Annotated in this window: 17 protein-coding genes; 11 read left to right on the top strand and 6 right to left on the bottom strand. The window is 34.9% G+C overall.

What is annotated here, in order from left to right:
• Positions 1–77: 77 nt before the first annotated feature.
• Positions 78–3,668, top strand: coding sequence for a T9SS sorting signal type C domain-containing protein (locus tag IRZ99_RS12565; RefSeq protein ID WP_194657587.1), 3,591 nt, complete (start codon positions 78–80; stop codon positions 3,666–3,668).
• 525 nt (positions 3,669–4,193) lie between these two features.
• Positions 4,194–7,676 carry a T9SS sorting signal type C domain-containing protein gene (locus IRZ99_RS12560; RefSeq protein WP_194657586.1) on the top strand — a complete coding sequence of 1,161 codons (3,483 nt, stop codon included), beginning with the start codon at positions 4,194–4,196 and terminating at the stop codon, positions 7,674–7,676.
• Positions 7,677–7,738: 62 nt separating this feature from the next.
• On the opposite strand, the gene IRZ99_RS12555 is transcribed toward IRZ99_RS12560, so the two are convergent.
• The 4 genes from IRZ99_RS12555 to IRZ99_RS12540 form a co-directional block, all read right to left on the bottom strand.
• On the bottom strand, positions 7,739–8,605 hold the full coding sequence (locus IRZ99_RS12555; RefSeq protein ID WP_194657585.1) for a cupin-like domain-containing protein: 867 nt from the start codon (positions 8,603–8,605) through the stop codon (positions 7,739–7,741).
• Between the two features lie 81 nt (positions 8,606–8,686).
• On the bottom strand, positions 8,687–9,775 hold the full coding sequence (bioB, locus tag IRZ99_RS12550; protein WP_194657584.1) for a biotin synthase BioB: 1,089 nt from the start codon (positions 9,773–9,775) through the stop codon (positions 8,687–8,689).
• A gap of 171 nt (positions 9,776–9,946) precedes the next feature.
• Positions 9,947–10,384 carry a hypothetical protein gene (locus tag IRZ99_RS12545; RefSeq protein ID WP_194657583.1) on the bottom strand — a complete coding sequence of 146 codons (438 nt, stop codon included), beginning with the start codon at positions 10,382–10,384 and terminating at the stop codon, positions 9,947–9,949.
• Between the two features lie 117 nt (positions 10,385–10,501).
• Entirely contained in the window at positions 10,502–11,431 is a 930-nt protein-coding gene (locus IRZ99_RS12540) for a bifunctional riboflavin kinase/FAD synthetase (RefSeq protein ID WP_194657582.1), read from the bottom strand.
• A gap of 195 nt (positions 11,432–11,626) precedes the next feature.
• Between IRZ99_RS12540 and IRZ99_RS12535 the strand changes: the two genes are divergently transcribed.
• Positions 11,627–14,296 (top strand): reprolysin-like metallopeptidase, encoded by a 2,670-nt coding sequence (locus tag IRZ99_RS12535; protein ID WP_194657581.1) that lies wholly within the window; start codon positions 11,627–11,629, stop codon positions 14,294–14,296.
• A gap of 90 nt (positions 14,297–14,386) precedes the next feature.
• On the opposite strand, the gene IRZ99_RS12530 is transcribed toward IRZ99_RS12535, so the two are convergent.
• Positions 14,387–15,004 (bottom strand): ComF family protein, encoded by a 618-nt coding sequence (locus tag IRZ99_RS12530; protein ID WP_194657596.1) that lies wholly within the window; start codon positions 15,002–15,004, stop codon positions 14,387–14,389.
• A gap of 161 nt (positions 15,005–15,165) precedes the next feature.
• Between IRZ99_RS12530 and IRZ99_RS12525 the strand changes: the two genes are divergently transcribed.
• From IRZ99_RS12525 to IRZ99_RS12505, 5 genes are all read left to right on the top strand, one after another.
• On the top strand, positions 15,166–16,704 hold the full coding sequence (locus IRZ99_RS12525) for a glycine--tRNA ligase (protein WP_194657580.1): 1,539 nt from the start codon (positions 15,166–15,168) through the stop codon (positions 16,702–16,704).
• 200 nt (positions 16,705–16,904) lie between these two features.
• Positions 16,905–17,720 carry a LytTR family DNA-binding domain-containing protein gene (locus tag IRZ99_RS12520; RefSeq protein WP_194657579.1) on the top strand — a complete coding sequence of 272 codons (816 nt, stop codon included), beginning with the start codon at positions 16,905–16,907 and terminating at the stop codon, positions 17,718–17,720.
• A 172-nt stretch (positions 17,721–17,892) separates the two neighbouring features.
• Positions 17,893–18,150, top strand: a complete 258-nt coding sequence (locus tag IRZ99_RS12515; protein ID WP_194657578.1) for a hypothetical protein — start codon at positions 17,893–17,895, stop codon at positions 18,148–18,150.
• Between the two features lie 98 nt (positions 18,151–18,248).
• Complete coding sequence (locus tag IRZ99_RS12510; protein ID WP_194657577.1) at positions 18,249–20,321, top strand: tetratricopeptide repeat-containing sensor histidine kinase; 2,073 nt, start codon at positions 18,249–18,251, stop codon at positions 20,319–20,321.
• On the top strand, positions 20,311–21,009 hold the full coding sequence (locus IRZ99_RS12505) for a response regulator transcription factor (protein WP_194657576.1): 699 nt from the start codon (positions 20,311–20,313) through the stop codon (positions 21,007–21,009). Before IRZ99_RS12510 ends, IRZ99_RS12505 begins: the two co-directional genes overlap by 11 nt.
• A gap of 80 nt (positions 21,010–21,089) precedes the next feature.
• Here the strand turns inward: IRZ99_RS12505 and thiL are convergent, their stop codons facing one another.
• Entirely contained in the window at positions 21,090–22,136 is a 1,047-nt protein-coding gene (thiL, locus tag IRZ99_RS12500; RefSeq protein WP_194657575.1) for a thiamine-phosphate kinase, read from the bottom strand.
• 172 nt (positions 22,137–22,308) lie between these two features.
• On the opposite strand from thiL, the gene IRZ99_RS12495 reads away from it, so the two are divergent.
• The 3 genes from IRZ99_RS12495 to IRZ99_RS12485 all read left to right on the top strand — a co-directional run bounded on the left by IRZ99_RS12495 (position 22,309) and on the right by IRZ99_RS12485 (position 24,421).
• The gene (locus tag IRZ99_RS12495) at positions 22,309–23,241 is read left to right on the top strand and encodes a 1-phosphofructokinase family hexose kinase (protein WP_194657574.1); all 933 of its coding nucleotides are present in this window, start codon (positions 22,309–22,311) and stop codon (positions 23,239–23,241) included.
• Positions 23,242–23,390: 149 nt separating this feature from the next.
• A complete protein-coding gene (locus tag IRZ99_RS12490; RefSeq protein ID WP_194657573.1) occupies positions 23,391–23,870 on the top strand; it encodes a DinB family protein in 480 nt (159 codons plus the stop codon).
• Positions 23,871–23,923: 53 nt separating this feature from the next.
• Positions 23,924–24,421 (top strand): DinB family protein, encoded by a 498-nt coding sequence (locus IRZ99_RS12485; protein ID WP_194657572.1) that lies wholly within the window; start codon positions 23,924–23,926, stop codon positions 24,419–24,421.
• Positions 24,422–24,458 lie beyond the last annotated feature (37 nt).

Here is a 24,458-nt window from a genome sequence, read left to right as displayed (position 1 = left end):
AAAAGCCGATTTTTAAGTGCTTTTTTTGAAAATAATTTGCTCAAAAAATCTATTGTTTAATTTAAATATCACTTAAAATGGACAAAAAATTACTTATTATTTTTTCGATGTTATTTTGTTTTGCATTTGCAAATGGTGCCACTATCACAAGTACAGGAATCAATGTAGACTGGTCAAATACAACTTCATGGGTTGGAGGTGTCGTACCAACAGTAAATGATGATGTTATTATTGCGACAGGTTCAACAATGATTATCTCTTCAAATGTTTCAGCAAAATCTCTAACTATCAATGGAACACTGATTATTTCAGGAGACCACACTTTAACAACCTCTGGCGGGAATACTCTTAATGTAGTTATTAATGGTACGTTAGCCTTCGGTACTGCCAGTAATAAGAACTCTATTACTTTTCCGGTAGGAACCGTTATAGATATTAATGGTCCTGGGGGAAAAATTAATACCGATGGGACATGTAATAATAATGTTGCTATATATATTGGTGCTGTGAAGTTTGCTGTTTGTGCAGGTGGTGGTAATGCTGAATTTACTTTTGCTGATCTTAATGCAGCAGGTGGAACATTACAGTCGAAGCCCACTAGTACCAGTCCAGTTTGCGAAGGAACTACGCTTACTTTTATAGCGGCTAGTGAGGGCGCACCTGGATCTTCATTAAGTGGACAATGGAGTATAATAAACCCTCTAGGTACTACAACGACTTACCCTATTAGTGCGAATGTTACTATTTCAAATGCTCTCGTGGGAACTTACACAGCGACACTTAGCTATTCAACTACTTACGGATCAACTGCTTATAGTAATGCCAAAACTATTTCTGCAATTGTTAATCCCAGAGCATCAACTCCAACAATCACTCCAAGTGGTGCAACAACATTTTGTATTGGTGGTAGTGTTACTTTAACATCTAGCGCCGGTTCGGGTTACTTATGGTCAACAGGTGCGACAACACCAAGTATAGTAGTGACAGCATCAGGAAATTATACTGTTCAGGTAACAAACGGATCTGGATGTCAAAGCCTTGCATCTAATGCAACCGCAGTGACTGTTAATCCAAAACCTGCGATCCCAACGATTGCACCAAGTGGACCTACAACATTTTGTGTTGGTGGCAGTGTTACTTTAACATCAAGTGTCGGTTCAAGTTATTTATGGTCAACAGGAGCTACTACACCAAGTATAGTGGTGACAACGGCTGGAAATTATACTGTTCAAATAACAAATGCATCAGGATGTCAAAGCCTTGCCTCTAACGCAACTACGGTGACTGTTAATCCAAAACCTGCTACTCCAGCAATTACTCCAAGTGGGTCAACAACATTTTGCGAAGGAGGGAGTGTTACTTTAACGTCTAGCGTCGGTTCAAGTTATTTATGGTCAACAGGCGCCACTACTCCAAATATTGTAGTGACAGGATCGGGAAGTTACTCTGTTCAGGTGACAAACGCAGCGGGATGTCAAAGTCTTTCATCTATTCCAACTGCTGTGACAGTGAATTCTAAACCCGTCGCTCCAACAATTACTCCAAGTGGATCAACAACATTTTGTAATGGAGATAGTGTTACTCTAACATCTAGTAGCGGGACTAGTTATTTATGGTCAACTGGTGCCACAACACCGAGTATAGTTGTGACAACGGCAGGAGATTATTCTGTACAGGTGACAAATGGATCTGGCTGTCAAAGTCCTCCATCTGCTAATACTACAGTTACAATCAAACCTTTATTACCTGTTCCAAATGTTTTTAATATTATACAGCCTACATGTACTGTATCAACAGGAAGTATAGTATTGAATAACTTACCAATGACAACACTTGCAATACCTAATTGGACGATTCAACAAACAGGTTCTGTATCAAGATCTTATGTTGGAGGGGGAGATGCAGATCCAACTACATATACGATTTCTAATTTAGCTCCGGGTTTTTATAATTTTACAATTGTATTTGGAGATAATTGCCCTGTAACAATCAATAATGTTGAGGTTAAAACTGCGGAAGCAAATATTTGGAAAGGTCCAGTTTTAGGATGGTCAAAAGGTAGCGCACCATCAAGCGCCGGAACTGAAAGTATTGAGTTTGCCGCAGATTATCAGTCAATTGGTGATTTGGCAAGTTGTTCCTGCAAAGTAGACGCTGGAAAATTAGTTACAATAAATGCTGGTCATACATTGTATGTTGAAAATGAAATAGTTGTAGAATCAGGCGCAGGTGCAAAATTAACATTTGAGAATAATGCAAGTCTAGTCCAGCTTAATGATGTAACTAACACGGGAAATATTATTTATAAACGAAATACCGCACCGGTTCGTCGTTATGATTATACATTTTGGTCATCTCCAGTTACTCGTACACCCGCTTTTACATTAGAAGATTTGTCACCAGATACTTTAGGTGATAAATATTATAAATATCATCCAGTGAATGGTTGGCTTATTCTCGGTCAGGGATTGGCAGAAATGGTGAAGGGAGTCGGATATATTATTAGAGCGCCACAATATTACGATTTAACTATACCTGCTGTATATAGCGGTTCTTTTATTGGGGTTCCAAATAATGGGCCAATTTCTGTACCATTAATTGCAGCAGAAAGCTCAAGTCTACTTGGAAATCCTTATCCATCAGCAATATATGCAGATGAGTTTATCCTTGATAATTCTGATAATTTGTATGGGACGTTATATTTTTGGACACACAACAGTCCTCCAAGTAAACTTGTTGCCGGCGATGCAACCTACAATTATACTCTTGACGATTATGCAGTTTATAATTTAACAGGTAGTGTTGATGTGGGACATCTTATAGGTACTGGTGCAACTACTGGACCAAATCATGATAGCCCAAAAGGTTATATAGCTGCGGGTCAATCCTTTTTTGCAACATCAAAAACTAATCTTAATGCAATTTTTACTAATTCAATGCGGGTTAGCGGTAACAATGCTCAATTTTTTAAAACTAATAATAAGACTACTATCGAATCGCATAAAGTCTGGATCAATTTAAGCAATACACAAGGAGCTTTTAAACAATTATTAATTGGATATCTTGATGGTGCAACTAATTCATGGGATAATAATTACGACGGGCCTACTATAGATGGTAATAAGTTCGTGGATTTTTACAGTACTAATGGAGCTGAGAAGCTTATAATTCAGGGACGCTCCTTGCCCTTTGAGGAGAATGACTTTGTTACTCTTGGATATAAATCTTCAATTGCTGGCGAATTTAAAATTTCTATTGATCATGCGTCAGGAGATCTGGAAACGCATGCTATTTATCTTGAGGATAAAATGACTAATACATTTCATGATTTAAGAAGTAGTGATTATAAATTCACAACGACTATAGGAACTTTTAATGATCGTTTTATTTTACGTTATCTGGGTAAGACATTAGGAAAAACGGAATTTCAGGATTCTGAACAAGCTGTTCTGGTTTCAACAAAAGATAAGATTATCAAAGTAACCTCATCGAAAGAAATAATTGACGAAATAACTATTTTTGATCTTACAGGAAAAGTTATCTATCATAGGGATAAGATAGATTCTACGGAGTTCCAAATAGCTAATATACAATCTGGAGATCAGATTTTATTGGTGAAAGTTTCACTAGAAAATGGCGCGACATCCACAATAAAGGTTATTTTCTAGATAATAAAATAGAAAAGTAAAAAACCACTCCAAAAACGGAGTGGTTTTTTTATGCCTAACATTTATTTTTTCTTATTAGTTATTATTTAAAAATGTTAAAGTGTTGTATTTTAAGTTAATTATTTGGTCAGATTGTAAATAAAATCGTACCTTGTTGTTGTTTCCTTCCGATGAAACACATAAAAGCCCGTTATACTGCATTTTTTATTACTTCTTCGTTTAAAAACTAAATAGAGATTTTAGTTTTTTACCCGCCTAAAATACAGATTGTTAATTTGAATACTCATTTAGTAGTAGAAGAAATTTATATTCTCTTTGTGTGTTTTTAAGCACTTGAAGAGCTTGTTTACGATTCTGTTCAAAAATGGGGTATATAAAATTTTGAAATGATTTTCATTGAGTTTGAATCTGATTTTTTAATTATTAAAATGCCACAGTATGAAAGAATATTTACTCCTAGTATTGATTTTTTTTCGGTTTTTAATATCATCTAGTTTTAGCAGGAAGCAGAAAAGAAATCTCGTTTTGTTTACAAAACTACGACTGGCATCCTTCTTATGTTTAATCTCTCTTTCTTTATGGGCACAACCGCCCCCACATACTTTTGATCTTAATGGATCTTTAGTTGTTCCAGCGGGAATAACTAAGATGACTGTGCAAGCCTGGGGTGGTGGCGGTGCCGGTGGTGGCGCTTCAGGTGCCACAGACTTACTTGGTGTTGTTACCGGTCGCGGTGGAGCAGGTGGTGGAGGTGGCGCTTATGCAACGGCCGAAATTACCGTTATACCAGGAGTAACTTTAAGTGTAATTGTGGCTCGTCAAGTCGCTGGATCAAGTAATGTTACGGGTACTGTAGGGGAGACATCAACTATAACAGGTTTTGAAAATTTTATAAAAGCCGTTGGAGGACAAGGAGGTGGTGCGAATTATAACGGACAAGTTCCTACAGGCGGTCTTGGCGGTCAGGCTTCGGCTTGCTCTGGTACAGCGGTTAATGGCAGTACTGGCGAAATTGGAAGTACTGCATTACTGTCATTAGGACTTAAGTCTGGAGCTGGAGGAAAAGGGGGCATTCCTGGTGGCGGAAATGGAGGAACAAGCCTTACGGGGAGCCTTGTATTAACAAGTAGTAGGGCAGGTAATTCAGGAAGCGCACCTGGTGGAGGTGGAAGCGGTGCAATTGATGCTATAGGCGGTGCTAAAATAGGCGGTGCTGGTGCAGCAGGCCAGGTCATTGTAAGTTATACTTGTCCAAATTATAATATTACATCCGTTACGGCAGCAAGTGTTTGTGCTTCATCCGGATCTTCTAAAATAACTTTACGCGGAGATGCAGCTTCTTTGCCAGTTGGTGTTTATACCGTAACCTATAGTCTTACGAATCCGCCTCAAAATGATTTGCCTATTGCCATGACCGTTGCAACAGCAGGAGAAGGCGATTTTACATTGACAGGTTTTACTGCTGCGGGTACTAGAGGTATCACAATTACGAAATTAACATCCGGAGCATGTTCTGTCAATATAACTTCAGGCAATCAGGCCAATATCATCACTTCTGCTGTTACAGATGGTGGAACGGTAGTCGGTGGAACAGCTGTTTGTAATGGCTCTACTAGCGGAACGCTTTCATTGAACGGGAATACTGGTTCGGTTTTAAATTGGGAATCGACGGTGAGCCCTTTTACGACATGGATTCCTATAGCAAATACAACAACCAGTTACGTTTCTGGGTCATTAACAGAAACTACCAAATTTAGAGCTGTTGTACAAAATGGAGCATGTGCTGTTGCACATTCCATCGAAACAACTGTAGTTGTTAATCCATTGCCTCAGGGAAGCCTGCTGGCGGGCAATGGACCATTTTGCGCTGGTGGATCACCACAGTTGCTTTTTACCGCCACGGTGGGTACGGGGCCTTATACGTTAGTGTATAAAGAAAATGGAGGAACAGACCGCACGGTGACAAACATAACTAGCGGGATAGCTTTTGCAGCTTTTTCATCACCGATAAACAGTTCTGTAAACTATACGCTGGTTTCTGTTACAGATGCCAATAACTGCACAAGGTTTGCTGGGTTCACAGCTCCTTCCGCGACTATAACAGTTAATGCACAATCTATCACACCAATATTAGGAACTATTGATCAGCCTACTTGTCTTATTTCAACAGGAAGTGTGCGCTTAAATGGATTGCTCTCATCGCCTACATGGACAATTATCCAAATCGGAATAGTTAATAATATGTATTATGGCACCGGACCTAGTTTTACAGTTCCTAATTTGGTGCCTGGAAACTATGTTTTTACAATACAAGACGCTACAGGTTGTCCCTCATTGGCGACTCCCAATGTTGAAATTAAGGCTTCTGTTACCAATACTTGGAATGGGTTAAACTGGTCAAAAGGAAGTCCGCCAATAAATGATACAGATGTAATTCAGTTTTCTGGCGATTACCAGACTTCACAAGATTTAAGAGGATGTTCTTGTATTGTGAATTCAGGCGTAAATGTTCTGGTTAATTCCGATCACACATTAACAATTGCAAATTCTGTAAATAATAATGGTGGAACATTGACATTCGAAAATAACGCAAGTTTATTGCAAACTAATGAGGCAGTAAATACTGGAAATATTATTTATAAACGTAATACCTCGCCTGTACGACGATATGATTTTACTTTTTGGTCTTCTCCCGTTACGCGTACCCCTTCTTTTACATTAGATGATTTATCACCAGATACGTTATATGATAAATATTATAAATACGATCCGGTAATAGGTTGGATAGTAATTTATCACGGTGATGAAGCAATGGAGGCAGGAAGAGGTTATATTATAAGGGCACCGCAAAATTATGATATAGATAACTCGACTGTTTTTAATGGGAGATTTACCGGAGTTCCTAATAATGGTACGATTCCTATACCGTTAGCTGCTGCTGAAAAATCATACTTACTTGGAAATCCTTACCCTTCGGCAATATATGCAGATAGGTTTATAGCTGATAATGCGGCTAATTTATATGGTACCTTATATTTTTGGACGCATAACAGCCCTCCTAGTGATGATGTTGATGGTGATGCAAAATATAATTACACTCTTGATGATTATGCAATATATAATTTAACCGGAAGCACTACTGTTGGTGATATGGAAGGAGATGGGGCAACAACCCCTGGATATCAGGAACCTCCACATGGCTATATTGCAGCGGGGCAATCCTTTTTTGTAAAATCGAAAACGGCACTAAATGCAGTATTTACCAATTCAATGCGGGTTCCGGGTTTTAATAGTCAGTTTTTTAAAAACACTGCTGTCAAAAAAGAGAATGAAACAGGTCACAGAGTTTGGCTCAATCTTACTAATACACAAGGAGCTTTTAAGCAAATCTTAATTGGCTATGTAGAAGGGGCTACTAATTCCTGGGATAATAATTATGACGGACTTACAATGGACGGCAATAAATACTTGGACTTTTACAGTATTAATGAAATGATGAAATTAGTAATTCAGGGACGCAGTCTTCCTTTTCTTGAAACTGATGTTGTTCCCTTAGGTTATAGATCAATAATTGTGGGTGAATTTACAATCTCTATTGATCATGCCAATGGTGATTTGAGTACACATGATATTTATTTAGAAGATAAATTAATTCAGAAAATGCATAATTTAAAAACTAGTAATTACAATTTTAACACCGCCATCGGAACTTTTGATGACCGCTTTGTATTGCATTATGTCAATAAATCTTTGGGGACAGTTGATGTTGAAGGTACAGAACAAAGAATTTTGGTCTCAGTAAAAGAGCAAACGATCAAAGTGATGTCAGCTAAGGAAAATATTAGTGAGGTTTCCGTCTTTGATGTTACCGGAAGGCTCCTTTATAACAAAATAAAAGTTAACGCAACAGAATTGCAAATAGCCAATTTGCAATCTGGAAATCAGGTTTTATTAGTAAAGACGACTTTAGAGAGTGGATATACGACTTCGAAAAAGGTAGTATTTTGATGTTTAGAACAGTAATTTAAAAAAAGCGGTTAAAGTCGAAATTTCAACCGCTTTTAATTCTATTATGCAGATTTTGCTAAATTCTCATGAGTATTTTCAATTGCTTTTTGATTTTTATAATCAATCCATTTTTGACCTTTAAACCTTCTCATCATAATATCAAAATAGCGCATAATGAAAACATTATAGGCGGCTTTGGATAAATTGGTAATGTTTTTTGGAAACGCACGTAAACTCATAGAAAATCCCGGAGTCAAATATTTCATATAATGCCAATAACCTTCCGGCATATATAACATTTCACCATGTTTAAGATTCGTAATATAACCTTCGGCATTTTTTAAAGCAGGGAATTTTTCATAATCAGGATCATCAAAATCAATGTCTTCTCTTGAAATCAATGCATGTGGAACTTTATACATGTACTTTGACTGATCAGGAGGAAAGATCATACATTGTTTTTCGCCATGAAAATGAAAATGCAGAATATTCGAATAATCAATGTCAAAATGCATAAACACTCTTGAGTTTTCTCCACCAAAAAACAACATTGGCATTTGCTTAACAAGTTTCAGACCAATATCAGGCCATAAAAAGTCGTTTTTAAGCACTGGGACCTCCTTCATTAAATTATAAAGGAAGATACGATAGTTGGTAGGCTTGGATTGTAAAAGAGTGATATAATCGCTCATTTTCATTTTAGTATGTGCTTCGTTAAAGCCATCTTCATGATTTACGGGTCTGTCATCGTACAAAGGGACGGTAACATCACCGGCGATTTCGTTTATATAGGATAATTTCCATTTGTGGTAAGCTGGCCAGTCTTCGGTCAGTTCTTCAATAACAACGGGAATTTGTTTTTTGACATATTGGGAAATAAAATCAGCTTTTGAGATTTTTTTTACCCTTTCGATTTGTTTTAAATTCATCTCTATTAAATAAAAAAATTGCTTATAACGCATGTTATAAGCAATTTAAAAATATTTTTTGAGATTTATTAACTCTTTTAATTAAATTTTTGATTTGATCGAAGCCTCAAGGTTTCTTTCAATTGTATGACCCGGTCTTGTCCATTTTGGTTTTTCACCTAATGGAGCGAACTGAGAATCAGCTGCTTCAACGGTTTGTGGCTGTGAAACCTTAACGAATGGTTTTTGCGGAATTAATCCTAACATCTCAAACATCTTCATGTCTTCGTGTACATCTGGATTTGGAGTAGTAAGTAATTTATCTCCTGCAAAAATAGAATTGGCACCAGCAAAGAAACACATTGCCTGTCCCTCACGACTCATGTTTGTTCTTCCTGCAGATAAACGTACCTGTGTATCCGGCATTACAATTCTGGTAGTGGCTACCATACGAATCATTTCCCAGATTTCAACTGGTTTTTCTTCTTCCATCGGAGTTCCTTCAACAGCAACCAATGCATTAATTGGCACTGATTCTGGTTGTGGGTTTAAAGTAGAAAGGGCAACAAGCATTCCTGCTCTGTCCTCAACGCTTTCTCCCATTCCAATAATTCCTCCACTACAAACCGTAACATTCGTTTTACGAACATTCTCGATAGTTTGCAAACGGTCTTCGAAACCACGTGTAGAAATTACATCTTTATAATATTCTTCAGAAGTATCTAGATTGTGATTGTAAGCATATAAACCTGCTTCTGCCAATCGTTGTGCCTGGTTTTCAGTAATCATACCTAATGTACAACAAACTTCCATGTCAAGCTTATTAATAGTACGAACCATTTCTAAAACCTGATCGAATTCTTCACCATCTTTTACGTTTCTCCAGGCAGCTCCCATACAAACACGAGATGATCCGCTTGATTTTGCACGCAAAGCCTGGGCTTTTACCTGGCTAACGCTCATTAAGTCATTTCCTTCAACGCCAGTGTTGTAGCGTGCAGCTTGTGGGCAATAACCACAATCTTCAGGACAGCCTCCGGTTTTAATAGATAGTAAAGTCGATACCTGAACTACGTTCGGATCGTGTTTTGTTCTATGAATTGTTGCTGCTTCATATAGCAGGTCCATCATAGGTTTGTTATATATGGCGATTATTTCGTCTTTTGTCCAATTGTGTTTTGTAATGCTCATCGATGCAATTTTTTGATGCTTCAAAAGTAGTTAAATTGTTCTAATCAACCAATGTGTATTTTTGTAAATGAATATTTGACAGCTATTTTCAAAAAAGAAACACTCTAAAATCATAGAATTATACTTTTTCATGATTTTAGAGTGTTTAAATTAGAGATTTATTTAATAAAATTAATCGGCTGCATATTTGTTATTCCAATACAACATCATCATTAAGGTCACAATTACGGATGATGCAACTCCTTCAAAAAGCAAACAGATGCAATAAGTTGGTACAGAAGGATTTCCTCCAAACATAAATGTTTCTGATAAGCCTTGCACATAGGCATCTCCGCCTCTGGCATAACTATAAACTAATAATCCGAAGACACTCATGCATACACCAACGACAGAGGTTGTCATTGCTGACACGGCATTAGATACAAAGTTGGTTTCGCCCTCGCGAAGATTCATTTGCATGGTTCTGTTTACGCCATAAAATATAAAGAATACATTTAGTGTACGCAGGTAAAACAAGTCTGCAAGTCCTAATAGATTCATCAATAAAAAATAAATTCCTATTCCGAGGAAAATTAAAAAACCGTTGGTAATTTCTTTAGGTAAATTCATAGTGGTTATTTTTAAAGAAGTTAATAGTAAATGATTGACAAACAGAGTTGTATATCAAATTTACTAAAAAAATAACTACGATGATTTAAAATTGGAGAAAAGTATGTTTGAAATTTTCTAAAGTTGAGATATGAAAGCCAAAGCATCAATTTTATCCTGATTTAATTGTGCTTTCAGTAAATCAACTGAGCCAAATTTTTGTTCGTCACGAAGATAATGTAATAATGAAACTTCGATTTTTTCGCCGTAAATATCAGCATCAAAATCAAAAAGATGCACTTCGATTGTTTGTTTTTCTCCGTTTACCGTTGGATTAAAACCAATATTCATCATTCCAAAAACTTCTTTTTGACCAATTAAGGCTTTTACTGCGTAAACACCATTCTTTGGAATTAATTTATAATCTTCCTCAATTTGAATGTTGGCTGTTGGGAAACCAATAGTTCGTCCTAATTGTTTTCCTTTTACAACTTCACCAGATAAAAAATAAGCGTAACCAAGGTAATCATTAGCTAAATCCATGTTTCCTTCGTTTAAGGCTTTTCTGATTTTGGTCGAGCTTACAGAAACATCCTGAATCTCCTGTGCCGAAATTTGTTCGACTTCAAAACCATATTCGGATCCAAAAGCAATAAGGTCATCAATGTTAGCCGTTCTGTTTCTTCCAAAACGATGATCATGTCCAATAATTATTTTCTGAATATGAAATTGATCCACTAAAATTGAATGCACAAATTCTTCAGCAGTTAATCTGGAAAAACTTTCATTAAAAGGGTGAATTACCAGATTTTCGATTCCGGTTTCTTCTAAAAGTTTTGTTTTTTCAGCAATCGTGTTTAAGAGTTTAATTTCTGATTTCTCTTGTAAAACCATTCTGGGATGCGGAAAAAATGTAAGAACCAGACTCTCATATTTTTCGTTTTCAGTGTTTTGAGTGATTCGTTCCAATATTTTTTTATGACCAATATGCACACCGTCAAAGGTACCAAGAGTTAAAATAGTTTTCTTGGTCGAATGGAAATCGTTTATAGAATGAAAGAGCTTCAAAACAAATAATTTAAGATGGTGCAAATTTATACTATCTATTTGAAATTTTATACTACCCACAATTGATTTTTTGAAGAGATTTGGCTTCTTTTTGTGAATAATGACCAACTGGTCGACAAAAAAGGATTAAATGTCGTTTCTATGTAAGAATTTGATTTAATTCCCTTAATTTTGATTTTTCAAATACCGTTGAGTATGAAAAAACTACTACTTTTTTTATTTGTTATTTTTTGCTGTGTTGATATTCACGCTCAAAATGATGATTTATGGCAAAGAACAACCTCAAATTCTACTTTAAATAAGAGGATAAATTCATCTGATTCCGGAAGCTTATATTATAAACTAAATTCGGATTTCTTAAAAAGCAAACTTGCCGCAACAACTGGAAAGACTTCAAAAGAAATTACTTCAGAAATTACAATTCCAAATTCGGATGGTGTTTTAGAACGCTTTACAGTTTGGGAATCTTCTAATTTCGAACCTGAATTGCAGGCAAAATATCCTGAAATCAGGGCTTATGAAGGAAGTGGTTTAGATGATAAATCGGCAAAAATTCATTTTAGTGTTTCGCCATCAGGAATACAAACCATGGTTTTTCGTGCTGATAAAGTAACTGAATTCATTGAAGCAAATCCTGACGACAAAAGCGAATATGTTTTATTTGCTAAAAATAATTCGAGTTCTAAAAAGTTGATTTGTACGACAACTAATGACATCTCAAATACTAAGGCGACAGCGAAAACAGCCAAAGTGCAATCAAATACAAAAGTTTTTAAAACAATGCGCCTGGCATTATCCTGTACAGCAGAGTACACTACTTATTTTGGGGGTACAAAAGCAGACGCATTAGCAGGAATGAATGCAACGCTAACTAGGGTAAACGGTGTTTTTAATAAAGACCTGGCATTAAAACTGGTCTTAATTGCTAATACAGATGCTTTGATTTATACAAATGCAGCAACAGATCCATATGCAAATGCGAAAGAAGGAGTTGATGGTGAATGGCACGAAGATTTACAAGAGAATTTGACTGCTGTCATTGGAAATGCTAATTACGACATTGGCCATTTATTTGGTGCTTCCGGAGGGGGTGGTAATGCAGGTTGTATAGGGTGCGTTTGTACAAATCCAACAACGAATGTTCCTTTAGGAAAAGGAAGCGCTTATACTTCACCCTCAAATGAAAGGCCTGAGGGAGATGCATTTGATATTGATTTTGTTGCCCATGAAATGGGGCATCAATTAGGTGCATCACATACTGTTTCTTCTGAAGAAATTGAGGGAACGGGAACTCAAGTCGAGCCGGGAAGCGGATCAACGATTATGGGTTACGCAGGAATAACAAATTTTGATGTTCAGAATAGTTCAGATGATTATTTTGCGTATGCCAGTATAATTCAAATTCAAAATAATCTTGGCACAAAGAGTTGTCCGGTAAATACAGCAATAACAAATAACCCGCCTGCAGTTGATGCAGGCGAAGATTACACAATACCGATAAGTACGGCTTTTGTGTTAAAAGGAACAGGCTCTGATCCTGAAGGTGATTCAGTAACTTATAATTGGGAGCAATATGATAGTGCCACAACAACTACAGGAGGAAACAGTATTGCCTATCCTACAAAACCAGACGGACCATTATTTAGATCTGTAATTCCTAATACAAGTCCGGTGCGTTATATGCCAGAACTGAATTCTGTTATTCAAAATCAATTAACTACAAAATGGGAATCGGTTTCTTCTATAGCCAGAACATTGCATTTTACATTAACGGCAAGAGACAATGCAGCTTTAGGAAAAGCACAGACTAATACAGATGATAAGATTGTGACTGTTGCTTCTTTTGCAGGCCCATTTGCAGTAACATCACACATAAATGATGATGTAAGCTGGTGGCAGGGATTGAGCGAAACAGTAACATGGAGTGTAAATGGTACAAATACTTTAGAGGGTTCAACAGCAGTTAATATTAAATTATCTACAGATGGCGGTTTGACTTTTCCAATAATTCTGGCATCAAATACTCCGAATGATGGTTCTGAGGTGATTATGCTTCCTACAAGTGTGCCGTCTTCTAAGAATTGCAGAATCCTGATTGAACCAACGGGCAATATTTATTACGCATTAAACCTTAAGCCATTTGCAGTAGGTTATACTTCAACAACAACTTGTGATTCGTATAGTTTTGGAAGTTCCTTTTCTATTCCAAATACTACAACATTTGTTACAAAAACCATTACGGTTCCAGCATCCACGGCGACCATTTCAGATGTAAATGTTTCAGTTAGTGTAACACACGAAAGATTTTCTGATGTTGAAATTCAAATTGAAAATCCGCAGGGTACTGTTGTGAGATTGTTCAATAAAAACTGTGCATCAACAAATTCAACTTTGGCTATGCAATTTGATGATTCCGGTAGTGCTTTAGATTGTAATAAAACAACAGAACAAATCGTTTTGCCAGTTGATTTTTTAAGTGCCTTTAATGGTCAGAGTCCGGCTGGAACCTGGACTTTAAGAGTTCGTGATGCGGTTACCGGAAGGTTCGGAACAGTAAATTCAGCTTCAATAAATATTTGTGGACAAACGTATACTTTAGGAACACCTGAATTTGAAAATATCGATTTTGTATTGTCTCCAAATCCAAACAAAGGAAGCTTTACTATTCAATTTGACAGTAAATCGAACGATGGAGTTAAGGTTTTTGTTCATGATATTTTGGGTAAGAAAGTTTATGAAAATACTTTTGAAAGTACATCAAACTTTAATCAAAACATTCAATTGCAAAATGTTTCTGTCGGAATTTATCTGGTAACAGTTATCGATGGAGATAGAAGAACCGTTAAGAAAATTGTAGTGAATTAAAAATTTTATAAAAAAAAACAATTTTGAAATTCCAAATTCTAAAGCTCGGAGACAGTTTTGGAATTTGGAATTTTTTTATTAGAATTTATACTAGTTCGCCATCGCCATGCAAACGATGCTAATCTTAGTTCCTGGAATTTTTAGTAAAGCCCGTGAACAGGCTTCAAGCGTAGCTCCAGTAGTTAGCACATCATCGACAATTAGAAAATGTTTGTTTTGATTTTCTTCAGAAAAATGTACATCAAATATGTTTTCTATGTTTTCAGATCTTCCTAAAAGATTCTTTTGAGATTGCGTTTTGGAGTATTTCTTTCGATATAAAACGGTATCATCAAAAGTTATATTTAAACCTTTGGCCAAAGCTTTTCCAAAAGTAGTAACTTGATTATAACCACGTTCACTGAATTTTCTTTTATGCAGCGGAACAGGAATGACAATGTCAAAAGGAATTTCTAAATTCAATTCTTTTAGATCTTCTGCATACCAATTTCCCAAAACAAAACCAATTTCTTCATGTCCCTTGTATTTTAGGTTGTGAATGAGTTCCTGAACCATTCCTTTTTTATTGAAATATAAAAAAGCTGAAGCATGTTGAATTTCAATTTTGCCGTAGAATTTTTTCACAGCTTCATTCTTTGTGTCCAAATGATATTGAGTAAGAGGCATTTCATGACGACAATACGTACAAATTACAGCTTCATTTGACATTAAAAGAGTATGGCAGCCAGTGCAAACTTTTGGAAAAAACAGGTTAATAAGATAATTAATCACAAATAGAAGGAATTTGGTTACAAAAATAACGAAATCAATCCTTCAATCTTTATATTTTTTCTTTTTTTTAAATGTACTTTTTATATTTTTGCACCACTATGGCAAAACAAGAAGATATATTTAAGAATGTGGTTTCGCACGCAAAAGAGTACGGATTTATTTTTCCCTCTAGCGAAGTATACGATGGATTGAGTGCAGTGTATGATTATGCACAAAATGGTGTCGAGTTAAAAAAGAATATCCGTGAATATTGGTGGAAATCAATGGTTCAGATGAATGACAATATTGTAGGTTTAGATGCTGCAATATTAATGCATCCAACAACCTGGAAAGCTTCAGGCCACGTTGATGCTTTCAATGATCCGTTAATTGATAATAAAGATTCGAAAAAAAGATATAGAGCTGATGTTTTAGTGGAAGATTTCGCTGAAAAGATCAATCAAAAAGCTCAAAAAGAAATTGAAAAAGCAAGAGCTCGTTTTGGTGATGCTTTTAATGAAGAAGAATTTGTTACCACAAATGCCCGCGTTGTAGAATATCTTTCGAAATACAAAGAAATTTTATCAAGGCTTGCAAAAGGTATGACTGATAATCTTCAGGATGTAAAAGCGCTAATCGAAGAATTAGAAATTGCTGATCCTGAAACAGGTTCAAAAAACTGGACAGATGTAAAGCAATTCAACTTAATGTTCGGAACAAAATTAGGTGCTTCTGCAGATTCTGCAATGGATTTATATTTACGTCCGGAAACGGCTCAGGGTATTTTTGTTAATTTCCTGAATGTTCAGAAATCAGGTCGTATGAAAGTTCCTTTTGGAATTGCTCAAACGGGTAAAGCTTTTAGAAACGAAATTGTTGCAAGACAGTTTATTTTCCGTATGCGTGAATTCGAACAAATGGAAATGCAGTTTTTTGTGCGTCCGGGTGAAGAAATGCAATGGTACCACCACTGGAAAGAAACACGTTTAAAATGGCACTTGTCATTAGGATTAGGAAAAGAAAACTATCGTTTTCATGATCATGAAAAATTAGCGCATTATGCAAACGCTGCTGCAGATATTGAATTCAACTTCCCATTCGGATTTAAAGAATTAGAAGGAATTCACTCTCGTACTGATTTTGACTTAAAAGCACACGAACAATACTCTGGTAGAAAACTGCAATATTTTGATCCGGAATTGAATGAAAACTACGTTCCATACGTTGTAGAGACATCTGTAGGTTTAGATCGTATGTTTTTAGCTGTTTTTGCAACATCGTTGCAAGAAGAAACTCTTGAAGATGGATCTACAAGAACAGTCTTGAAATTACCAGCTGTTTTAGCGCCAACAAAAGCGGCCGTTTTACCATTAGTTAAAAAAGACGGATTGCCAGATATCGCTAAAAAAATCATTGACGATTTAAAATGGGATTTCAATGTGGCGTATGATGAGAAAGATGCTGTTGGTCGTCGTTACAGAAGACAAGATGCTCTTGGAACTCCGTTTTGTATTACAGTAGATCATCAAACTATCGAAGATGAAACAGTAACAATACGTCATAGAGATACAATGAAACAGGATCGTGTAAAAATCTCTGAATTAAGAGGTATTATCGAAAACGAAGTTTCGATGAAAAACTGGTTGATGAAAATGTAATTTTTTTAAAATTTTACCATATAAATCCCAAATTCCTTAGGTGGAGTTTGGGATTTTTTTACTTTTGGAAAGTGCATTTCATCGATTTTTTTTGCATTTCATCTTTATGTATTAACATTCTGTTGCAATGTGTTAACAATGAAACATTTAGAAAATAGAAATGTGTAAATTTAATTGGGCATAAAACACAAAAGCTAAACTTGAAAAAGTACTCCTATATTATAATTGATGATGATGCTGAAAGTATTATGAGAACCAAAACAATTGCGGAAGGTTTCTCAGAATTAACTTTTATGGCATCGGCTACAAATTATCAGGATGGTTTGCATATGGTTTTAGAAAATAAACCTTCTTTTGTTTTTTTAGAAATTGACCCAGAAGATTTGTCAAGTAATTTATCACTTGCCTTTATTAATGAATTGCATCGATATCTTGCTGTGATCCCTAAAATAATAGTAACGACCTCAAAAAAAGGATTGGCTTTTGATGCCATTCAATATGGTGTTTTTGATTATTTACTAAAGCCCCTCATGCATATTGATTTACTGAAGACGACTTTAAAATTAGAAAAGATACTTTTGCAGACTAATACTGTAGAGATAAATGAGGTTGTTTCTGTTGCAACTCCTCCTTCAGAAGTTTCACGTGTCTCAAATGTTGTCGAAAAACCTTTAATTATTTGTATTAAATCATATGGTGACTATCGTTATCTAAATGCAGCTGATATCGCCTATTTTCAAGCCGATAATAACTCAACAGATATTTACCTTAGTACTGGCGAAATGATAACGGCTTTTAAAACATTAAAGCATTTTGAGAGTATTTTATCCCATCCCTTTATTCGAATTCACAACAGTTATATCATTAATCAAAATTATATAGCAAGAATTCATCACGGAAACTCAGTTTGTTACATAAAAAACTCTCCAAAAAAGATTCCATTTTCTAAAACCTATAAATCAAATGTTGACGTAATTATTACCAATTTTGCAACAGGAAATTATATAGAGATCTAAAAATTAGGCATTTACACTAAATTAACGCTCATTGACTATCATTTGGGCATGTTCTACCACAAACTACATTTTTCATATCTATTTTTTTTGATTCCGGACTTAGTTTTACGTCATCGATTTCCCAAATAATCGACTCCAAAAACAAACAATCAAATAAAAATACCTCAAGATCATGAAAAAAGCAACGTTAACAATCGGATTATTTTCTTTAATAATGGTAGCAACTTCTTTTGCTAATCCAGTAGTAACAAATGCATCAAGTACAAAAAATATGGCTATGGCTATTGATCCAGGATTAGGACAAGCAGGAAGAGACGGAAGAAAACTTGACGTTCAAGGCGCATCTAATCAATTAAATACAGCAGGAACTAACTTAAGTAGTTTTTCTTCTGCTAGTCAGTCAGCAAGATCTACAGTGAAAGTAGACTAAAAAGCATCAATTAAATATAAGAAAAAGGTTGTCAGTTTTTTGACAACCTTTTTTTATGTTTATAGTTTTAGTATTTTTGATAAAAATCAAAACATACATTGAAAAAACATTCTCCTATATTATTGTTTTTATTTCTTGTCCTGTTTGGGTGTACAAGCAAAAAAAAAGAAAATAAAGATGTAAGTTTAAAATCTCCAGATGATAGTCTCTCTATCTATTTTTCGTTAGCGAATAATATAAACCTGCCCTTTCAATACAAAAAAAAGTACAATCAAAAAGCATTTGATCTTGTTATGGATCAAAAAGACGACTCTCTTAAAAAAGTCAATCTTTTTAAAGTTGCCAATCGTTATTACAACATGAACGATTGGAGATCATATCAGAAAGTTACAAAATTGGTTTTATTGAAATCAATAGAAAGTAAAGATTCTATAAATATGGGTAAAGCCTATATTTATCTTGGTGATTATTATGCATCTCAAACAATTTCAGATAGTGCATTTTTAAATTATTTCAAGGCAGAGAAAATATATCTTGGAATTAATGATGATTTCAATTTGGTAAAAACGTTTTTATCAAAGGCAAATTTACAGTTAAACGAAGGAGACTTTTTTGAAAGCGAAATAACAATTTTTCAAGCTCTGAAAATTTTAAAAGAGAAAAAAAATGTGAGTAATGACCTTTACGATTGTTATAATTTATTAGGTATTTTATACAATGAACGTGAAGAGTATGATAAAGCATTGGAGTATCATAACAAAGCATTGCTTACACTTGAAGACAAGTCAATTCCATCAGAACTTCAGTTAAAAGCAACATCTCTAAATAATATTGGATTTGTTTATTTAAGCATGCATAATTATAATAAAGCAAAATTCTATTTTCAGAAAGGCCTGGAGGAAAAAGATTTGTTTAATGGGAAGACATTTTTATATGCCATGCTTTTAGATAATTTGGCATATACAAAGCTTAAATCTCATAATTTCAATGAGTTACCGCTACAGTTTTATGATGCTTTGAAAATTAGAGATAGTTTAAAATTGGAACCGGCAATTGTGTTAAGTAAAATACATTTGTCAGAGTATTATGCATTTACAAAAGATACTTTTCGAGCCATTCAATTTTCAAAGCAAGCATTAATCTTAGCCCGGAGTTCAAATAAATTAAGTAATACGTTAGATGCACTTAAACAAATTGCAGTTGTTGATCCACGAAATGCATCGGTTTATTCAAGAGAGTACATTCGATTGAATGAAAAAATGATAAAATCAGAACGGAATATGGGAGAAAAATTCTCTCGTATCCAGTACGAAACCAACGAAATAAAGGATCAAAACTCAAATCTGCAAGAGAAAAACAGGGCTTTAGTATATGTTTTTAGTATTTGTACTTTGTTAGGCTTATTTTTCTATGTTTACAAAACGCAACAAGCAAAACACAGGGAGTTACTTTTTAAGCAAGAACAGCAAATTGCAAACGAAAACATTTACAATTTGATGATTTCTCAACAAAATGATATTGAGATGACACGTATTAAGGAAAAGAAAAGGGTGGCACAAGAACTCCATGACGGTGTTCTGGGAAGAATGTTTGGTGTGAGAATTAGTTTGGACAGTCTGGATAGTATTCAAAATATAGATGAAACACAGGCGGCGCAGAAAAGAAAAAAGTATTTAACAGAGCTAAAACATATAGAAGAAGACATTCGCGAAATTTCGCACGATCTAAATCGTGAAAAATCAGAATTAATTAATAATTTTATTGCAATTTTAAACAAATTGTTTGAAAACCAGCAAAGCACATACAATTCTAAATTAATTACTTCTTTTGATCCGCATATTAAATGGGAACTCGTTAGTAATATTGTTAAAATTAATTTATACAGGATTATTCAGGAAGCTTTGCAGAATTGTAATAAATATGCTGATGCTGATATGATTACCGTAGATTTTAAAAGTGAGATCGACTATTTGATTTTATCGATTTCAGATGATGGAAAAGGTTTTAATACGAAAAGAGTAAAAAACGGAATAGGATTGCATAATATTCAATACCGTGCAAAAGAGTGTAAGGGTACAGTTGCCATAAAATCTGCCAAAGGAGAAGGAACCATTCTCACAATTAAAGTCCCAATAGACCAAAAAATAAACCTGCAAAAGAATGACATTTAACATAACAACCCCGGTTTCGCCTTTAATCAGCCGAAATATTTTAATTGTTGATGACCATCCTTTTATAATTGAGGGATATAAAAATGCGATTACACGTTATAATCCTAAGGAATACGATTTTGCTATTTCTCAGGCATATGATTGCAGATCTGGTTATGATTTGATTGAAGATGAGTCAACTCCAGATTTTGAGGTGGCTTTTTTAGATATAAGTATGCCGGCTTATGAAGAAAAAGATATTTTTTCAGGTGAAGATCTTGCTAAACTAATCATGAAAAAAATGCCTCATTGCAAAATTATTTTGCTGACGATGTATACTGAATTGCTGAAAATAAAGACAATTATCAGAACTATAAACCCAAATGGGTTGATAATTAAAAATGATCTTACTTTTGATGAACTTCTTTTTGCTTTTGATAAAGTCATGAAAAATGAGAAGTATTATAGTCAGTCTGTTGTAAAGATGCTCAATCAGTCGGCTCATAATTCAATAGAGATTGATGAATTTGATAAACAGATTCTGTTTCATTTATCCAAGAAAACTCCTGTTGCTGAAATGCCGCATTACATCCCGATTTCTTTGAATGCCATTGAAAAACGAAAAGTCAATTTAAAAGAATTGCTTAAAATAAAGTCTGGTTCAGACGATGAATTAATCAAAGAAGCAAAAAGTAAAGGGCTTTTCTAAAAATAAATTCCAAAATAAAAAATTCCAAATTCCAACAGCATGTATTGCATTGGAATTTGGAATTTTTTATTTATTTAAATTTATTCGCTCAAAGCATCCCAACCGCGGGCTTTTAAAGGAATTTGAGTGTTAGCACGTGTAACTAAATTTATTCCTTCGCTTTCATCAGCCATGTGGCCAATAATCGAAAAGTTTGGATTGCCTTTTATTTTGTCGAAATCGTTAATGTCAATTGTAAACAACAATTCGTAATCTTCTCCACCATTAATGGCAACTGTTGTACTGTCTATATTAAATTCTTCGCAAGTCGAAATAAACTGAGGATCTAATGGCAATTTATCTTCATATAAATTACAACCCACTTTTGATTGTTTGCACAAATGAATGATTTCTGACGATAGTCCGTCTGAAATATCAATCATTGAAGTTGGTTTTATTTCAAGAGCGTGTAATAAAGTACGAACATCTTTTCGGGCTTCCGGTTTTAATTGACGTTCAATTAAATAACTGTACATATCTAAATCAGGCTGGCTGTTTGGATTTACCTGAAAAACTTGTTTTTCACGTTCTAAAACCTGTAATCCCATGTAAGCAGCACCAATATCGCCGGTAACTACAAGTAAATCGGTTTGTTTGGCACCGTTTCTGTAAACGATCTCTTCTTCATTGGCTTCACCAATTGCGGTAATGCTTATAATTAATCCTTTTTGCGATGAGGTTGTATCACCGCCAATAACATCTACTTTATATTCTTTTGCAGCGTGTGTAATGCCTTCAAATAATTCTTCCAGGGCTTCTAGTGGAAAACGGTTAGAAACTGCTACAGAAACCGTAATTTGAGTTGGTCTGGCATTCATAGCACAAATATCAGAAATATTTACAACTACTGATTTGTATCCTAAATGTTTTAGCGGCATGTAAGCTAAGTCAAAATGTACGCCTTCAATCAATAAATCAGTCGAAACAACTACTTTTTTATCCTTAAAATCAAGAACTGCAGCATCATCTCCTATACTTTTTAAAGTTGACTCCTGCGTAACATCAAAATTTTTGGTTAAATGTTCTATTAAACCAAACTCGCCTAATTGCGCTATACTGGTACGTTGTGGGTTTTTATCTTCGATCATTTTGTCTCTTTATTATTTTTTTGGTTTTTACCAAGGTTGCAAAGGTACAATCCCAAGGCGTCGGGAACAAAGGTTTTGGTTAATTTTAATGATAATCAGTTCTTTTCTGTTGAATTTAAAAGTGAAAATCGGTTTTTTTTCAGACCTTTAAAGTGATACAAAAGGAAAAAAAATGAATTCACACGATATTATTACACTTACAGTAAATCCGGCTTTAGACAAAAGCACTCATTTTAAAGGTTTAGTTGCCGAACAAAAAATACGTTGCTCAGAACCCAGATTCGATGCTGGCGGCGGCGGAATCAATGTTTCTAAAGCGATATCCAGATTGGGTGGAAAATCATTGGCTGTATTTACCTCTGGTGGGCCTATGGGGAAAATGCTGGAAGAATTGGTGACCAAAGAAACCATCGAATTTAAGGCGATTCCCATTCAAACCTGGACAAGAGAAAGTTTTGTGGCTGTTGATGAAAATACCAATTCACAATATCGTTTTGGTTTTACTGGAGGAGAAATTACAGCCGATGAAGAAAAAGCGGTTTTAGAAGCACTGAGCAAGTCAAAACCAAAGTTTTTAGTGGCAAGCGGCAGTTTGAATGAAGGACTGTCTTCAGATTTTTATCAGAAAGTAGCCAAAATTGCCAAAGCATCAAATTCAAAGCTAATCGTGGATACTTCAGGTGAGGCCTTAAAGAAAGTTCTGGAAACCGGAGCTTATCTAATTAAACCAAATGTTGGAGAATTGGCAAAATTAACTGGAGTAGAACGTCTGGAAATGGAAGAAGTAAATGAGGCTGCCAAAAAAATCATTGCCCACGGTGGAGCCGAAATTGTAGTTGTTTCACTTGGACCGCAAGGCGCAGTTTTGGTTACAAAAGACGATTATGAATATGTTCCCGCGCCAAATGTTGCTAAAAAAAGTACCGTGGGTGCCGGAGACAGTATGGTAGGAGGAATGGTTTGGGCATTGTCTCAAAATAAAAGCCTGAAAGAAGTTATTCGATGGGGAGTTGCCTGTGGATCTGCTGCCACCATGAACGAAGGAACACAATTGTTTAAATTTGAAGATGCTAATCGTTTATTTGAGTGGTTAAAAAATAAGTAAAAGCTTTAAAAATAAAGACTTACGGATATTTTTTTGATAAACGGAGTAAATAATTAATACTATTTATAAAAATAATTTTTCCTGCTGACAAACTGTTGTCACCGACCCTTAATAATTTTGAAGTATTAAATAATTAAAACTTTAAAATCATGAAAACATTAGCAGCCCAAGTAATTACTCCTGAAGATTTATTAAACCATTGGCAAGGACACCGAGCACTTACGCGTCGTGTGATTGAAGCTTTTCCTGAAAAAGATTTTTTCGAATTTTCGATCGCGGGAATGCGTCCTTTTTCTAAGTTAGCCGATGAACTTTTGGCCATTGCTGTTCCTGGTCTTAAGGGAATCGTAAATAAAGAAGCTAAGCCTTTTGCAGAAGATTCAGAAAAATTGATTTTTAAAGCGCAATACCTTGAAAAATGGGACGAAGCAACCGCAATAATCAATGAATATTGGCAAAAATTAAGTATTGAAGATTTTAATGAAACTTTTAATCTTTTTGGTCAGTACGAATTTCCGGTTATACAGAATATCTTGTATTTTATTGATAATGAAGTGCACCACCGTGGGCAAGGTTATGTCTATTTAAGAGCTTTAAATATTGAACCGCCTTTTTTCTGGGAAAGATAATCCTGAGATTTTCAAATTTATAACTTTATAAAACAAATCTAAAATTAAGGACTATGAGTTTAAAAAAGATAATGTCAAATTATGCAGATTACAATTTATGGGTAAATCAACAATTTGTGAATTGGCTTTCACCGAAATCGGACGAATTGCTTTACGCGGAAGTGCCTTCCAGTTTTTCAACTATTATGAAAACATTTGATCATATCTGGTCTACAGAGGAATATTGGTTTTCAGTCATTTCTGAAACTGCTCCGACAGAGAGGAAAGCAGAAAATGAATTGTCGAGAGATCAAATATTTGAAGGACTATTAAATTCATCTGCAAAATTGAAGCAATTTATCCATTCATTGTCAGAAGAAGATTTAGTTAAAGAAGTTAAAATTACTAATCCGTGGTTTGAATGCGAATTACCGATTTCGGAGTATTTGATTCAGGTTATTAATCACGGCACCTATCATAGAGGTCAGATTGTAACGATGGGGCGAAATATCGGAATTACAGATGCCTCAAATACTGATTATAATTTTTATAATGTGGTTAAACAGAAATAAAACTAAAAAAACTCCTGAGAATATTTCTCAGGAGTTT

Source organism: Flavobacterium sp. LC2016-12 (assembly GCF_015351595.1).
In the GTDB taxonomy this organism is placed as follows: Bacteria; Bacteroidota; Bacteroidia; order Flavobacteriales; family Flavobacteriaceae; genus Flavobacterium.
The sequence above is the reverse complement of the archived record's forward strand: the minus strand, read 5'-3'. Positions and strand labels throughout refer to the sequence as shown.